The organism is Holophagaceae bacterium, from assembly GCA_016720465.1.
Lineage (GTDB): Bacteria > Acidobacteriota > Holophagae > Holophagales > Holophagaceae > JANXPB01.
Genome location: JADKKO010000001.1, coordinates 25,139 through 41,788, shown reverse-complemented (window position 1 = coordinate 41,788; position 16,650 = coordinate 25,139). Strand labels below are relative to the sequence as shown.

Sequence of the window (16,650 nt, the reverse complement as noted above, 5' to 3'; positions counted from 1 at the left end):
GGCGGTGCGGGGCGGCCGTGGATCAGAGCCCGAACTGGCGAAGGTGGTGGTCCGTATGCCGGTAGGCCCACCTGTGCCACTCGCCGGCGCTGAGCGTTCCGAACACCGCGTGGTTGGGGGGCAGGGCTTCCGGTGGCACCGCAGCGAAGGTCCGGAGGGTCCCAAGAGCGCGCTGGCGGTCCGCCTCGAAGGTAGTGGGCTTCGTGCCGCCCTTCCGCTGGTCCACGCGGGCCGGCGACTTGAACCCCTTGGGCCAGGGGAGGGGCGCATAGAGCGCGATCCACTTCATCACAGGGCGCCACCGGGGCGCTGGGCGCCTGGCACTCGGGTCCATCACGGTTAGGTGCACATCCGCCAGATGGCAGAGCATCTCTCCCGCTGTCATGGCGCCCCAGCGGCGGGAAGAGCCGGGTTGCAGGGCGTTCAGGCGGGCGATCAACTGCGCAAGGGTGGCTGGATCGGCGATGGTGGACATGGGAGTGGGATGCCGTCCGGCCGCTCGGCGTTCCGGAATTCCCGGCCTCCCGCCGGGAAGCGGGGCTCTCAGCTCAGGGCGACGATGACGAAGAGCTGCGCGATGAGGACGCGGAGCAGCATCGTCAGGGGATAGACCGTCGCATAGGCCACGGAGGGCGCATCGTTCTTGAAGGTCTCGGTGGCATAGGCAAGGGCCGGCGGATCGGTCATGCTCCCGGCGAGCAGGCCGCAGATTGTCACGTAGTCGAGCTTGTGGATGCCCCTGGCCACGAGGCCGACGAGGACCAGCGGCACGATCGTGATCAGCGCCGCCATCCCCACCCAGGCGATCCCCTGCTGCGAGAAAAGGATCGAGAACAGCCGCTCGCCCGCCTTCAGGCCGACCGAGGCCAGGAAGAGGCAGATCCCGAACTCGCGCAGGAGCGACTTGGCGGCGTTGGGCATGTAGACGATGAAGGGCCCCACCTTGCCGATCCGCGAAAGCAGGATCGCCACAATGAGCGGCCCGCCCGCCAGTCCGAGCTTCACCGCCGCCGGCATCCCGATGACCGCGATGGGCCAGGTGCCCAGGATCACGCCGAGCGCGATGCCGATGAAGATCGGGATCATCTGGGGCTTTTCTAGGTCCCGCATGGAATCGCCCAGTTCGCGGGAGGCCTGCGCGAGCGCCTGCTCCTCGCCCACCGCCATGAGCCGGTCGCCGAACTGGATCTGGAGCCCCTTGGTGGGGGAGAACTCGACCCCGGAGCGGATCACCCGCGTGATGATGACCCCGTACTTCTCATCCAGTTCCAGCTCATCGATCTCCTTCCCCACCGCCTCCTTGGTCGTCACGATGATGGGCCGGAACGAGATCTGGCTCGGGAGGGCGGGAAGCTCCACCTCGCTGGCCTTCCCGATGATGACGCGGAATCCTTCGAGGCGCGCCTCGGTGCCCACGGCGTGGAGAAGGTCCCCCAACTGGAGCGTGGTCTCGGGTGTGGCCACCTGCTGCTTTCCGTCGCGGTAGACCCGGGTCACCACCACGCCGGTGCCGGCCAATTCCACCAAGCGGTCGACCTTCAAGCCGGCGAGGTTGGGGTTGGTCACCTCGAAATTGCGGGTGAGGATCGGCTTGACCTGCCGCGTCCTCAGGCGCTCGAATTCCTCGGCTTCCTTGTCCGGGTCGATGCGGAACAGCCGCTTGACGAGATGCATGGTCAGGATGATGCCGAGGATCCCGAACGGGTAGGCCACCGCATAGCCGACGCCCAGGAGCGCCGGGGCGTCATCGATGACAGGCTTCAAGTCCTTGAAGGCCTGCTGGGCCGCGCCGAGGCTTGGGGTATTCGTCACCGCCCCCGACAGAAGTCCCAACGCCACCGGGAGGTTCGCCCCTCCGAAAAAGACGATCAGGATCGTGATCCCCGTTCCTCCGAGAACCGTCGCAGCCGCCAGCAGGTTGAGGGTCAAGCCCTGCGCCCGGAGCGAAGAGACAATGCCGGGACCCACCTGCAGCCCGATGGCGTACACGAACAGGACGAGCCCGAATTCCCGGGTGAACTCCAGGATCTCGGCATTGACCTGGAAACCGAGGTGGCCCGCCAGGAGCCCTGCGAAAAGTACGCCCCCGACGCTCAGGGTCACCTTGAAGAGGCGGACATTTCCAAGAGCCAGCCCCGCGCTGACCACCAGACTGAGGATGAGCAGCCCCTGGGCGACGGACCCATCCTTGAACAGCGCCACGAGCCAGTCCATCGGACCCCCTCCGGCCCTTCGCGCGGGCGGGGGCCAACGGGTTGATGATAGCTCTACTCGGCTCCCAAGGGCCCGGGGAAGCGCAGCTCTTCGGCCGCCCCATCCGCAAGCCCTGGCGATGTGTCGATTCCGGCCGCCCTCTCTCCACTGAAATCGTCCCTGCGGGCCGGCTTCAAGTTGCGGGGAGTAGTCTCGGATCCACGCGTAAACCCGTTGGCGATCGAAGCACGTCTTGACGTAAGTCACGGGCCGATGGATCGAACATAGGAAAGCTTCGGCACCTGTCCACGCGACAACGACACGCGGCGGCGCTTCGAAGCGGGGAGGCGTTCCATGGACCTTCATTCGTTCTTGCTGGAAAGCCGGCAGGAGATCATCGCTGAAGCGGCTGCCTCGTTGAAACGGGCGCACCTGGAGCACTACGAGAAGGCAGGAGCCGGCCAGCTCTGCCAGCGGCTCGACAACCTTCTCTCCCTGACCCTCGCCGCTGTGGCGGAGCGCAATCTGGCCCCGATGGTGGCCCATGCCAATGCCGTGGCCCAGGAACGTTTCGACGGCGGCTTCGACCTTTCCGAAGTGCAGACCGCATTCAACGTTTTGGAGGAAGCTGTCTGGTTGCGCATCCTCAAACGACTGCCTTCGCCTGAACAGGCGGAAGCCCTTGGGCTCGTGAGCACGGTGCTCGGAGCAGGCAAGGACGCCCTCGCCAGGAAGTATGTCTCTCTCGCCACCCAGGCACGGGTGCCATCCCTCAATCTCCAGGCCCTCTTCTCCGGCACCGATGGCCGCTGATTGCAGTCTGCGGGTCAGGAAAGAAGACAGGAATTCCTAGACCCGCGCCGGTGTTGACACAAGGACCCTAGGCCATGCGGGGCGACACGCGCCACGCCACCCTTCAGGCCCCGCGCTTGAACCTGGTATCACCGGCAAAGAGTGCTCAATGCCCTTGAAGCGCTGGCCGGACTGGCAAGATGTGCTTTGAAGCAACTGTTGCGCCAGCGGGAACACGATTCAATTCGTTGCCCCATCTTCATGTATATTATAAGTATTGTAAATATTGTATTTATATAAATTCATTAGACAGCTATCTCTCAAGCTCAATCCGCTCCGGGCGCCGGGCGCCACTTTAGACCAGGATTTTTCAAACAGAGATAAAAACAGGTTCAAGTAACTTTGAGTGGGAAAGTGCGAAAATTTACATATCGATTATTTACCTGCTGCCGGGCAGTTTTTTTTTGACTTTTCACCTCCCTTAGGGGAAAAAGGATCAGAACTATCCTTTTGCCGTCGCCCACTCCACCACTTTCCTATTCCAAGGGGTATTGTTATGAACCCACTCGCCAGGTTTATCTCCTTCCTTTCCGCCGCGGTTCTAGCGTTGATGGTGGCGTGCGGAGGGAGCAGCAGTACTCCTGTTCCGGTTCCCGAGCCGACAATTTCCAGCTTCAGCGCGAATAGGACCACCATCGCTCAAAATGAGAGCGCGATCCTCACCGCGGTCTATACGAATGGCACCGGCTCCGTGTCTCCTGGTCCGGGATCAGATCCAAGGCCAGTCTCGATTCCGAGCGGCCAGCCGTTCACGGTCTCGCCTCAAGTCACGACGACCTATGTGTTGACCGTGACGAACGCGGCCGGTTCCACCGCGGCCCGGACGCTTCCCATCAATGTGATACCGCCCATCACGGGGGTTTCCTTCACTGCCAGCAAGACGTCCATCGCGGTCGGCGAGAGCGTGGCGCTGACGGCCACCTTCAGCAGCGGCGCTGGCGCGGTTACCAACAGCGTGAACGCGACCTCCATCACGCCCGTGAGCGGCGTTCCTTTCCTGGTGTCGCCGGCGGTCACCACTACCTATACGCTCACCGTCACGAACGCCGCGGGTGCCTCGGTGACCCAGGGCCTCATCATAGTGGTCCAGGGCGCGCCAGCCATCGCCTCCTTCACCGCCAACCCCGCCCTGATCTCCCAGGGCGCCACCTCCACGCTTAATTATTCGTTCTCGGGCGGCTCGGGTTTCATCAACAACGGCGTCGGCCCCGTGTTCCCGGGCCTCACCTCGGCGGTCAGCCCCGCCGTGACGACGACCTACCTGCTCACCGTCACCAATGCCACCGGCAACACCGCAGTGTCCGGCGTCACCGTCACGGTCACGGGATTCCCCGCCAACCTGAGCCTCATCGCCGACCGCAGCACGATCACCATCGGCGATAGCGTCCATCTGACCGCCAGCTTCTCCTCTGGTTCCGGGGTCATCACGAACACGCTGGATGGGACGACCATCAATCCGATCACAGGCGTGCCGGTCACAGTCACCCCGGCCAGCACGGTGAGCTACATCCTCACAGTCACGAATGCGGCTGGCGGTTCTGCCACGGCGGTCGCCACCGTCACGGTGGTCCTCAAGCCCGTGATCACTTCCTTCGCCGCCAGCCCCAGCACCATCACCTCCGGCAACAGCGCCAACCTGACGCCGGTGTTCACGAACGGCATGGGTTCCATCAACAACGGCCTGGGCACGGTCCAGACCGGCGTTCCCGTGAAGGTTTCGCCAGTCCAGACCACTTCCTACCTCCTCACCGTCACCAACTCCGCCGGAGCCTTCGTCCAGATCTCGACGACCATCAAAGTGGTGGACGCCCCCACCGGCATCAGCCTGGTCGCGATTCCGCCGATCATCACCATCGGCAATTCCACGCGCTTGATCGGAACCTTCTCCAGCGGCACCGCCATCGTCGACAATGCGGTCGGACCCGTGCTCAACGGAGTGCCCTACCTGGTCACGCCTCCCGTGACCACGACCTACACCATGACCGTCACCAATGCCGCCGGCGCCTCGGCCACCACGGGCACCGTCGTCACCGTGGTTCCTCCGCCAGACATCATCTCCTTCCTCTCCAACCCGGCGACGCCTCCGCCCGTGGCTGGCGGCAGCCCCGTCCAGCTCCTGCCGACCTTTGCCAACGGCTCCGGTTTCATCGGCGGCGTCGGCTCGGTCATCACCGGCAACTCCTACACGGTCAATCCGCTCGAGACCACCACCTACACGCTGACGGTAACCAACCCCGCCGGCGACTTCGTCACCCGGATCCTCACGGTCCACGTGGTGGGCGATCCCGTCATCGATAGTTTCATCGCCTTCCCCTCCACCATCACCGCCGGGGATTACTCCCAGTTGATCGGCATCTTCTCGGGCGGGAACGGCGTCATCACCGCTCCTCCCAGCGGCAGCTTCCCGCCCTTCCCGGGAGCAGGAATCCCGGTCACCAGCGGTGTCTCGCTCTTCGTGAATCCCACCGCCACCACCACCTACACCTTGACGGTGACGAACGCTGCTTTGGTTTCCGTCAATCGCTCAGTCACGATCCTCGTGGTGGGCCTGCCCACCGCGACGAGCCTCACCTCTTCGGTGAATCCGATCACGGCCGGCGATACAACCATGCTGACCCCGACCTTCGCGGGCGGCACCGGCGTGGTTTCGCCGAGCGTCGGCCCCGTGCTCAGCGGCTCGGCCTACGCGGTCCAGCCCACCCAGACCACGACCTACACCTTGACGGTCACCAACTCGATCGGCGCCACCACGGGAATCGTCCATACGGTCGTCGTGCTGACCGGTCCTAACGCGGCCGCCCTGGCCGCGGCACCCCAGGGCATCACCCTGGGCGGATCCGCCTATCTCACCGCCTACTTCACCATCGGCACCGGCGGCACCGCCTCCGTTGTCGGCACTGGCCCGAACGCAGCCACCAGCGGCCTCCCCGCAGCGATCAATCCTCTCAATGCAGTGCCATTCCCGGTCACACCCACCGCGACCGGCACCTATGTCTATACGCTGACCGTCACCAACAGCGCGGGCGTCACATCCACCCATGGTGCGACCGTCACCGTCTACGGCGTTCCCACGGCGGCCCTCGCCATCACGGCCGGGTCCAACAACCCGATCACCATCGGTGAGACCACCAGCATCACGCCCACGTTCACCAACGGAACCGGCGTCATCTCCGGCATCGGCACCGTGACCTCCGCGCAGGCCTACCCGGTCTCCCCGGCCACCACCACGACCTATGTCCTGACCGTCACCAACCCTGTCGGCGCTACGGCCACGGCCAGCCTCACCGTCACGGTCCTCGCCGGACCCTTCGCCAGCGCCTTCTACTTCCAGCCCAACATCATCACCGAAGGCGACAGCACCCAGCTCTACGCGATCTTCAACAACACGACCACCGAGGACATCACCAGCAATGCCGCCGGCTTTGTCGCGCCGAGCGCATTCCCAGATCCTACGGTCATCAGCGGCACGCCTCAGACCGTCACCGCAGCCGCAGTTTCCGCAGGCATCTATACCTATACCCTCACGGTCGCCAACGCGGCCCTCACCACCTACACCACCACCACCAATTTAACGGTGGTGCCTGCTCCGACCGCGGCCTTGAACGTGGCGGTCCCGGCACTTGGCCCGCCCTACACCATCACGGCCGGCCAGAGTGCGACCCTCAATCCCGTGTTCACGAATGGGACCGGTTCCATCAACAACGGCCTCGGCCCGGTGGTCAGCGCCGCTTCCTATGTGGTCACGCCCCTCGTCTCCACCACCTACACCCTGACGGTCACCAACGCCGCCGGCCTGCAGGTCACGGATTCCGAGACCATCTTTGTGATCGCCGGTCCTTTCTCACAGGCTCTGGTGTCCGACCGCCTGGTCGCCACCTCCGGCGATACGCTCTACCTGACCGCGCTCTTCAATATTCCGCTCCCGGCTCCGCCCGCCAACGCGGCCGTCACCTCCTCGGTCGGCACGGATACCGGCCTGCTGGCCACGCCTGCGCTCCTCACTGGCGTGCCCTTCGCCGTCGCCCTCGATGGCACTGACAATTCCGACCGCATCTTCACCTTGACCGCCGACAACGGCGCGGGCGTCACCCACACCACCGGCGTCCTGGTCAAGATCGTGGCCGCTCCCACGCTCGTGGCTCTCGCAGCCTCCAGCAACAACATCACCGTGGGCGAAACGGTCACCCTCACCCCCACATGGACCGGCGGCCCTGACTGCGTCGGCATCCTCAGCGGCGGCGGCATGACCCTCACCGCCGTGAATGGCGTCGGCTACAGCGTCAATCCAGTCGTCACCACGACCTACGTCCTGACGGTCACCAACGGGGCCGGCACCTCGGCCTCGGATTCCCAGACCATCACCGTGGTCCAGCCCCCGTCCATCTCCCAATTCACCGCCGTGCCGGCCATCATCACCGTCGGCGACAGCACCCAGCTCTTCGCCACCTTCAGCAACGCCACCGTCGGCCCCAATGTCGTGAATCCCGGCGCGATGGCCATCACTTCCGGAACGCCCCTCACCGTGACTCCGGCGGCCACCACCGTCTACGTGCTCACCGTCGTCGGCACCGGTGGCACGGCCTCCGCCAACACCACCGTCAGGGTCGTGGATGCACCGATCTGCATCATCACCGCTGAAGCTTCACCCCTGATCGCCACGACCACCGGCCACTTCGCCAGCGTGCCCAACCAGTCCGGATCCACTTATTCCTGGACGATCACCAACGGCATCATCACCGCCGGCCAAGGCACGAGCCAGATCACGTACACCGTCGGGGCTACCACCGGCGTGGGCGCATTCGGCCTGGGCGTCACCGTGGTCAACGCGGCCTCGGCTTCCTGCAACAGCACCACCACCCGCGACGTCAATCCGGTTCCCGCCCTCACGGTGCCCACCCTGGTCTCCAACGACGCGGATGACACCATCACCGCGGGTTCCAGCGTAGACCTCACGCCGACCTTCGGCGGCGGCGTCAACCCGACCGGCACCATCACTCCCGCCATCGGGACGGTGCTGAGCGGCGTGGCCTACACGGTCGCACCCACTATCACCACCACCTACAACCTGGTTGTGAGAGATTCCCTGGGCCAGACCGCCACGGCTTCCCTCACCATCACCGTGATCCAGCCCGTGAGCATCACCAGCTTCACCGCTTCCAAGAATCCCGTGACCATCGGCGCCGTCACCAACCTGACCGCGGTCTTCAGCAATTCGACGCCCGCTGTCAATGGCAATGAGATCACCCACGGCGACGCGCTCGGCAATCCTGCGTCGCCTATTGTTCCCTCCAGCGGATCAGCCATTCCCTACATCCCTGGCACGGTGGGAACCCAGACCCACACCCTGACCGAGACCAACCTCGCCGGCCAGACGGTGACCCGCACGTTGCCCCTCGTGGTCGTCGCGGCACCCGTCGCCACCAACCTGGTGGCCGTCCCCGCCACGATCACCGCGGGAACATCCTCGACCCTGACGCCGACCTTCTCGGACGGCACCGGCGTCGTCAACAACGGCGTCGGAACCGTGATCAACGCCGCGGGCTATCCTGTCACGCCGCTCGCGACCACCACCTACACCCTGACGGTCACCAACACCGCCGGTGACACGGCCATCACCCAGGCCACCGTCACCGTGGTGTCCGGACCCAATGCCATCAGCCTTGCGGCCAGCCGCCGCATCATCACAGTCAACGATTCCATCAACCTGACCGCCCTCTTCATCAACGGCACCGCCGTGGGCGGCCTCACCGGCTCCGCGAACTCCTTCACAGGAGCGCAGTTGCCGGCCACGCCTACCTCCGGCGTCCCGGTGCTCGTCACGCCCACCGCTGCCGCGGCAGGCACCACCGTCACTTACAGCCTGCTGGTCACCAACACGGCCGGCAGCACGGATCTTGAAACCGTCTCCGTGGATGTGCTCTTGGCTCCCACCGCAGCCCTGAACCAGGTCGGCGGTGCGGCTCCGATTTCCGCCGGCGAAAGCGCGCAATTGCGCCCGATCTTCGCCAATGGCAATGGCGTTGTGGCCCCGGTCCTCGGCATCGTTGAAAGCAACAGCATCTACAACGTGACCCCGGCAGCCACCACGACCTACCAGCTCACGGTCACCAACGCTGCGGGTTTCCAGGCCTTCGCCCAGCGCACCATCACGGTGCTGTCCGGTCCCTTCGCCACCAGCTTCATCGCAGCGCCGGCCGTTGTTTCGGTCGGTGGAACAAGCAATCTGACGGCGATCTTCTCCGGCACCGGTGCCACCGGTTCGGTGGACAACGGTATCGGAGCTGTCCTTTCGGGCGTGCCCGCCCCGACCGCCGCACTTGGGGCCACGACGACCTTCACCCTGACTGTCACCAACGGGGCCGGCACCATCGTGACCCGGACCGCCACGGTCGTGGTCGTTCCGCTCCCCGTCGCCACCAGCCTGGTCGCCACACCGGCCACCATCAACGCTGGACAGGCCAGCGTCCTGGTGCCGACCTTCTCCGACGGCACCGGCGTGATCACGGCTATCGGCAACGTGGTGAACGGCGGGTCCTACAATGTCACGCTCTTCGTGACCACGACCTACACCCTGGTCGTCACCAACGCCGCGGGCGCCATCGACACCTTCACGGCCACGGTCACGGTCCTCGCGCTGCCCTTCTCCAGCAGCTTCACGGTGTCTCCGGCCATCGTCAGCGTCGGTGATTCGATCTTCATGAACTGGGTATACAACCTGGATGCCACCGGCACCGCCACTGTCCTCCAGACCGACGATGGCGGCGTAGTGACGACCATCTATGGTCCCTTTGGCCCAGCAGGCAGCCCTGGCACCGGCACCTCCGTGCCTGTGTCGCTCGTGGTTCCTCCCTATGGCCTGTACGGCTTCACGCTGCGCTTGGTCCAGGGCACCAGCACCGTGGACACCACCCGCACCGTCATGGTCTGGGAACTGCCCACTGCCACGATCACCGAAGCCGGCGCGCTCCCGAGCCCGCTCTCCATCGCCGCGGGCACGCCCGTGACCCTCACCATGACCTTCACGGGCAACACCACCGCCCGAGTCCTGGAAGAGGTCACCGGCACCACCTGGACCGTCAGCAATGGCGACTCCCTGACCATCAATGCGGCTCCAGTCGCAGGCCAGCAGCGCCGGGTCCGCCTGACCGTCCAGAATCCGGCAGGCACCGTGGCCAATACGGTCTACATCATCAACAGCATCTAGACCCTACAAACCAAAGCAGGAAAAGCCGCCGGGAAACCGGCGGCTTTTCTCTTTGCGGGCAAAAAGCAATAGATGCCACGGGTTCGGAAATGCACATCTCGAAAGGGGTGGATCAATGCCCGTGGATCCGCAGATACGCTTCCAAGCGTGCCAGGCCTTCACGCACGCTCACTACGGGTGTGTAGCCCAGATCCCGCCGAGCGGCGGAGATGCTGTACCAATGGGCCGTGGCGAGCTGCCGGGCCAGGAACCGCGTCATCATCGGTTCGTCCTCGCGTCCCAGGATCCGCCAGACGATTTCCAGGGCGGCGCCCACGGCGTAGGCCGCCTTCGGCGATATGGATTTTTCGCAAGGCGGCAGGTTCCCGGCCTTGAGGATGCCGTTGATGAGGTCCCGCTGGGCCATGGGCTCGCCTTGGGTGATGAAGTAGGCCTTGCCGCCGCAGGTTGAACCGGGCTCTAAGCGATCCAGGGCCAGCAGGTGGGCGTGGGCCGCATTGTCGATGTAGACCGAATCGATGAGCTTCGCGCCGCCGCCCACCAGGCGCAGGCGCCCTGCCCTGGCCCGGCTCAGGATGCGGGCGACAAGCTGAGGGTCGCCGGGTCCCCAGATCAGATGCGGGCGGAGCGCAACCGTGGCGAGAGAGGGCCCATTGGCGGCCAGCACCATACGTTCGGCTTCGGCCTTGGTGGCGGGATAGGCGGTGTCGAAACGAGAAGCGATCGGCGCGCTTTCATCCACGCCCTCCACATCCCCGCCAACATGGATCACCGATGGGGTGCTGGTGTAGACCAAGCGCTGGATCCCCTGCTTGCGGCAGGCCTCGAGGACGTTCCGCGTGCCGATCACGTTGGCGTGGTAGTAGGCCTGGAAAGGACCCCACACGCCGGCCTTGGCGGCGATATGGAGGATCGCATCGCATCCCTCTGCGGCGGAAACGACGGCTTCCGCATCCGCAAGATCCGCCCTCACGATCTCCGCGCCCAGATCCCGCAACGCGGGCGCGTCGCTCCGCTGCAGCGAGCGCACCGAATCTCCGCGGGCGAGCAGCAGCCGGGCCACGGCGCCCCCCAGGAAGCCGCCGCCGCCGGTGACCAGGATCATGAAATTTTTTCCTGCACCCAGGCGGTCAATTTTTCGCGGCCGATCTTGGCGTTGTGGCGGATGTCCACGGGGAACCCGGGGTGCACCATGAAGTGGGTGATGACGCGGGTGTGGGCGAAGTTGGCGCCCATGGCCTTGAGGGCCTCGAAGAGATCCTGGTCCCCGATATTCGCGTCCGCGCCTCCGTCCGGATCCCGTTCGATGAGCAGGACGGGCACCTTCATGCCGCCGATGATGGCGCCCACCAGGGCCGTCCGGAAGACGCCCACGTGGGTGTTGAAGATCTCCTCCACTGGAGCCGAGAACAGCGTCATGTCGCTCAGTTCCACGCGATGGGATTTGCGGCCGCAGAACCAGAGCCGGCCCTCCGCATCGAAGTAGCCCACATCGCCCATGCGATGGACGATGGTGCCTCCCCGCCGGATTTTCGCCAGGCGCGTAGCCTCGGGGCGGCCATAGTAGCTGGCGGTGACCGTCGGACCGGACACGGCGATCTCGCCCACCTGGCCCACGGGCATCTCCTTGGCCAGCGACCATTCCTCCAACGGCCCGTCGGTGATCTCGATGATGCGCACGTCGTTGGGCGCCACCACGCGGCCCACGCAGACACCGGCCCCGCGGTCCGTCAGCTCCCGCGTCTCCCGGAGGATGTCGCGGCTGCTGATGCTGGTGACCGGCAGCACCTCTGTGGCGCCGTAGGGCGTGTGGATCAAAGCCTCCGGCGAAAGCATCCGGTGCATGCGCTCCAGGGTGATGGCCTGCACAGGCGCCCCGGCCGTGAGGATGCGCCGCACGGTGGGCCACTTCACCCCGTGCTTCTCCCCGTGGCGCCCAACGGTGGCGAGCAGGGCGGGCGAGGCGAACACGTTCGTCACGCCCCAGTCCTCGATGGCCGTCCTGATTTTCTCGGGGTCCACCTGGGCGGGCCGCGTGAAATCCATGTCCGGAACCACCGTAGTCATGCCCAGGGCGGGATCGAATAGCGCGAAGAGGGGGAAGGTGGGCAGGTCGATCTCGCCGGGCTGGATGCCGTAGGTGTCGCGGATGAGGTCCACCTGCGCCATGAATTGGCCGTGGGAGTAGACCACGCCCTTGGCGATGCCGGTGCTGCCGCTGGTGAAGAGAATGGCGGCGGTCTCATCGGCGCCTGTGTCTTCCAGCACGGGGCTTGCGCTTTTCCCGGCGGGCGCCACCTGGGCCAGGGTCTTGCCGCCCCAGAACCAGCGGGACCCCACCGTGATGTTCCGCCAGATGGTGGCGCGCCCCCAGCCCAGCAGCACGCGGGCGGCGTGGGCGGTTGGAATGCCGATGAAAGCCTCGGGCTCCACCTCCCGCAGGCAGGTCTTGAGCTGGCTCACGCCCAGGCCCGGATCGATCATCACCGGCACGATGCCCGCCTTGAACAGGGCGAAGGCTAGGGCGAAGAATTCGAGGCTCGGCTTCACCATCAGGACCGTGCGCATGCCCCGCCGAAGCCCGTGGCGCCGCAATCCCGCGGCGATCTGATCGCTGCGCTCGTCGAGCTGCCGGTAGGTCAGGTGCGAGTAGGCGCGCTTGCCGCCGGCATCCAGGCCGTCAGGGAAGACGACCGCCAGCGTGCCAGGCTGCTGGCGCGCCATCCTTGGCAGCCATGAGGCGATGTTGCATGATTGCGTAGGCTGGAATTCAGGATCGGGTTCAGTCATGAGCGGGCCACGTCAAGAATGGCCCGATCGCACGAAATCGGCAATCAGCGGGACCACCTCGTCGGAGGCGTCCTCCAGCACGAAGTGCCCGGTGTCAGCCAGGTAGCGCAGCCTGGCTGCGGGCAGATGCACCCGCCACTGGGCCAGGAAATCCTCGTCGAACACGAAATCCTTGCCCCCCCAAACAATCAGCGCGGGCGTGGCCTTGAATTGCTCCAGATTCCCGGCGATGTGGTGCACCAGGGCGAAAGATGGATCGGCTAGGTGCAGCGGGATGTCCTGGACGAAGCGCAAGGTGGCGATCCGGTCCGCCCAGGAATCGTAGGGCGCCCGGTAGGCGGCCGAAATCTCCGGCGGCATGGGGTGCCGGGCGCAGCCTGCGCGCGCGGCGCCCCATGCGAAGGCGTTGAAACCCCTCACCAGCAGCGCGCCCAGAGGCGTGCGGGCCAGCTTCAACTGCCAGGGCAGCCGCTTGCCCTCCGGCAGAGGGAAGGCCGCGGTATTGAGGATCACCAGCCGGGCGACCTGCTCTGGATGCCGGATCGCCCACCCGAAGCCGATCATCCCGCCCCAATCATGGACCACGAGGGTCAGCGGTTCTCGCAGATCCAGGGAGGCCACGAGGGCTTCCAGGTCATCGATGCGCTGGGCGAGGGTGTAGGTGTAGGCCTGGTCGTCCGGCTTGTCCGACAAGCCCATGCCCACGTGGTCCGGAACGATGCAGCGGTGCGTTCCGCGCAGGGCGAGCACCAGGTTCCGATAGTGGAAGGACCAGGATGGGTTGCCGTGCACCATGAGCACCGGCGGGCCGTTCCCTTCATCCAGGTAGTGCATCCGGAGTCCTGCGCCGCGATCGAAATGGTGCGGCGGAAAGGGAAAGAGCGATGCGTTGAAAGGCCCCACCATTGGATTACCGCCTCACCAGACGACCTCGGCCATGCTGCAGTTCAGCCCCGATCCGATGCCCATGAGCGCCACGCGCTGGCCCTTGCGGATCCGGCCGGATTCCGCAGCTTTGGAAAGCACGATGGGCACCGAGGCGGGCCCGATGTTGCCGAACTCGGGAAAGATGGCCATGACCTTGTCCGGGTCCAGTCCAAGGGTCTGGCAGAGCATCGCGGTATGGGTGCCGCTCACCTGGTGCAGCACGAATTCATCGACATTGCCGCCATCCCAACCGAACGCGTCCTTGGCTTCCGCGTAGGTCTCGGTGGCGAGGCCCAGGCCCGCGAACAGCAATGCCTTGGCATCGGTGCGCATCTCGTCGACCTGCCCCTTGCAGAGGCCGCTGTGCTGCGTGGCGGCGCGGTTCACGACGCCAAGGAATCGATGGCCATCGGGCGCCAGGTCCGAGCGGGACATCACCATCGCCGCGGCCCCGGAGCCCAGCGTGAGCGTGGCGAATTGGCTGCGGAATTCCTCCTCGGTGGTGTCAGGGCCCAGAAGCCGGTCGATGGTGGCATCCTGCACGAAGCGCGCGCTCTCGCCGTTGGCGATCAGACCGTAGTCGATCTGGCCCCGCTCGATCATGTTGCCCACCACCTCCATGGCGCTCATGAAGGCCAGACAGGCGTTGCCAAGGTCGAAGTTCAGGCACTCCGCCGGCAGTCCCAGCCGGTTATGGACGAGGCAGGCCGTGGAGGGTTCGATGTAGTCGCGGCAGACCGAGGTGTTGATGATGATGCCGATGCGGGAACGGTCGACGCCCGCCGATTCGATGGCCTTCTCCGCGGCCAGGGCCGCCACTTCGCTGGGCTGCGTCCCAGGATCCCAATACCTGCGGGCCACGATGCCCGAGGCGCTCTCCAGCAGATCCGGCCGCATGCCCAGGCGCTCGAGCGTTGGCGCGAGGCGGGCGCACATGTCGGCGGAGGCCACGCGATGCGGGGCGTCTACGTGGCTGAGGCCGAGGATCGAAACATTCCTGAATTGCATGGGCCATCCGGAGCTGGGAACCGGGAGTCTGCCATCTGGGCCCGGATACTTGGTTGGGAGTCGGGAATTCGGTCCAGGCGGATTTTCTCCGCCGGCGGTCATGGACCAGGCAGGCCAAGGATTTCAAGCCTGTTCCACCAGTCTACCGGACCTGGGCCCCGGATGGCCGTCCGCTCGCGGGTCCGCAGCCTGGACTTTCACGGTACTTTTCTTGATGCCCTTTCCGGAGCCGAGATGAATCTTCCCGAACCCTACCGCCGCTTCTACCGCGCCCACCTCCGCTATGCGCTGATCATGCTGGTCTTCGGGCTGCTGGCGGGAATCGCGTTCCGGGAATCCGCGCGGAAGCTGCCCATCACCGCAGCCATCCCCGCGGGGATGCATCTGGAGTCGGTCCTGTCCCTGGCCCTGGTGCATGGGCACGCCATCCTCATCGGCGTGCTGCTGCCGCTGGCCGCCATCTGGGCCCTTCATATCGGCCTGGCCCTCGGGGCCGCGCCGCTTTCCGCGCGATCGCTGGCCTGGGCACTGCGCCTCTACATCCCCGGTTCTCTGGCGAGCGTGCTGCTGATGCTGTGGAAGGGCTATCACCTGCTGCTCGGCATGCGGGGCGGCGCGCTCGACCTGGGCGCGCTCGACCAGAGCTTCATTTTCGGCAACCACGCCCTGAGGGCCTCGCTCTACGGAATCTCCCACACGGCCATGGCGGCAGGACTGGGGATCCTGGCGGTGGGCCTCTGGCGCAGCCTCGACCGGGAAGCCCGCGAAGCCTGAATCCGCCACCCGCCCCGAATTCAAGACGGACAGGCTTGCTTCAGACCGAGCGGACCGCGCACCATCAGGGCAACGGCAGGTCCAGGAACCGTGCATGGCCCAAGGGAGAAAACCATGAATTACCCGCTCACGCTCACCTTCAAGACCATCGCGCTGGCTCCGCAGATCAGCGTCACCGATGCGGACGGCAGGCTCATCTTCTACCTCAAACAGCAGCTGTTCAAACTCAAGGAAGCAGTCAATGTCTTCGCCGACAAGGAGCAGGCGAACCTGCTGTTCACCATCAATGCGGACCGCATCATCGACTTCTCCGCCCAGTACCATTTCCGCAGCGCGGCGGGAGCCGACCTGGGTTCCGTCAAGAAGCGCGGCATGAAATCCCTGTGGAAGGCCCATTACGACATTTTCGACGGCTCCATCCTGGCCATGGAAGTCGGCGAGGAGAACCCGTGGATCAAACTGCTGGATGGAATCTTCAGCGGCATCCCGGTGCTCGGGATGTTCTCGGGCTACGTGTTCCACCCCGCCTACCTGGTTTCCCGCCAGGGCAGCGCGGTCATGCGCATCCAGAAACTGCCAGCCTTCTTCGAAGGCAGGTTCGAGATCACGAAAGATGGCACTTTGAATGAGGCTGAGGAAACGCGGGCGCTGTTGAGCCTGCTGATGATGGCGCTGCTGGAGAAATCGCGGGGGTAGGCCGGGGCCTTTCCGCCATCCTTCCTGGGTGGACAGAAATTCAACGGGCGCAGGGAAATCGGTTTTCCCTGCGCCCGCTTCGTCTATTGTCTGGGCTCTTCACGGATATGCGGGAAGTGGCACGTAGCAACTGCTTCAGTTAAGAGCAGGCACCGTGGCGTCTTAAAAACACCACGCTGAGGGTAGCGGAGATTGCGGAGGGAAGC

Annotated in this window: 10 protein-coding genes; 4 read left to right on the top strand and 6 right to left on the bottom strand. The window is 65.2% G+C overall.

Annotated elements, in window-relative coordinates:
• Positions 1-22 precede the first annotated feature (22 nt).
• Complete coding sequence (locus IPQ13_00170) at positions 23-475, bottom strand: DinB family protein (protein ID MBL0209323.1); 453 nt, start codon at positions 473-475, stop codon at positions 23-25.
• 68 nt (positions 476-543) lie between these two features.
• Complete coding sequence (locus IPQ13_00165) at positions 544-2,214, bottom strand: putative transporter (GenBank protein ID MBL0209322.1); 1,671 nt, start codon at positions 2,212-2,214, stop codon at positions 544-546.
• 333 nt (positions 2,215-2,547) lie between these two features.
• Between IPQ13_00165 and IPQ13_00160 the strand changes: the two genes are divergently transcribed.
• Both IPQ13_00160 and IPQ13_00155 read left to right on the top strand, forming a co-directional pair.
• A complete protein-coding gene (locus tag IPQ13_00160; protein MBL0209321.1) occupies positions 2,548-3,006 on the top strand; it encodes a hypothetical protein in 459 nt (152 codons plus the stop codon).
• 535 nt (positions 3,007-3,541) lie between these two features.
• Positions 3,542-10,249, top strand: a complete 6,708-nt coding sequence (locus IPQ13_00155) for a hypothetical protein (GenBank protein MBL0209320.1) — start codon at positions 3,542-3,544, stop codon at positions 10,247-10,249.
• Between the two features lie 112 nt (positions 10,250-10,361).
• Here IPQ13_00155 and IPQ13_00150 read toward each other — a convergent pair whose 3' ends face one another.
• Genes IPQ13_00150 through IPQ13_00135 form a run of 4 tightly spaced genes read right to left on the bottom strand, consistent with a single transcriptional unit; the run spans position 10,362 to position 14,974 of the window.
• Entirely contained in the window at positions 10,362-11,354 is a 993-nt protein-coding gene (locus IPQ13_00150; protein ID MBL0209319.1) for an NAD-dependent epimerase/dehydratase family protein, read from the bottom strand.
• On the bottom strand, positions 11,351-13,039 hold the full coding sequence (locus IPQ13_00145; protein MBL0209318.1) for an AMP-binding protein: 1,689 nt from the start codon (positions 13,037-13,039) through the stop codon (positions 11,351-11,353). Before IPQ13_00145 ends, IPQ13_00150 begins: the two co-directional genes overlap by 4 nt.
• A 12-nt stretch (positions 13,040-13,051) precedes the next feature.
• Positions 13,052-13,945: an alpha/beta fold hydrolase gene (locus IPQ13_00140; protein ID MBL0209317.1), complete on the bottom strand. Its 894-nt coding sequence runs from the start codon at positions 13,943-13,945 to the stop codon at positions 13,052-13,054.
• A 12-nt stretch (positions 13,946-13,957) separates the two neighbouring features.
• Positions 13,958-14,974, bottom strand: coding sequence for a 3-oxoacyl-ACP synthase III (locus IPQ13_00135; protein ID MBL0209316.1), 1,017 nt, complete (start codon positions 14,972-14,974; stop codon positions 13,958-13,960).
• Positions 14,975-15,208: 234 nt separating this feature from the next.
• Between IPQ13_00135 and IPQ13_00130 the strand changes: the two genes are divergently transcribed.
• A complete protein-coding gene (locus IPQ13_00130; protein MBL0209315.1) occupies positions 15,209-15,748 on the top strand; it encodes a hypothetical protein in 540 nt (179 codons plus the stop codon).
• Between the two features lie 114 nt (positions 15,749-15,862).
• The gene (locus IPQ13_00125) at positions 15,863-16,444 is read left to right on the top strand and encodes a hypothetical protein (GenBank protein ID MBL0209314.1); all 582 of its coding nucleotides are present in this window, start codon (positions 15,863-15,865) and stop codon (positions 16,442-16,444) included.
• Positions 16,445-16,650: the final 206 nt, after the last annotated feature.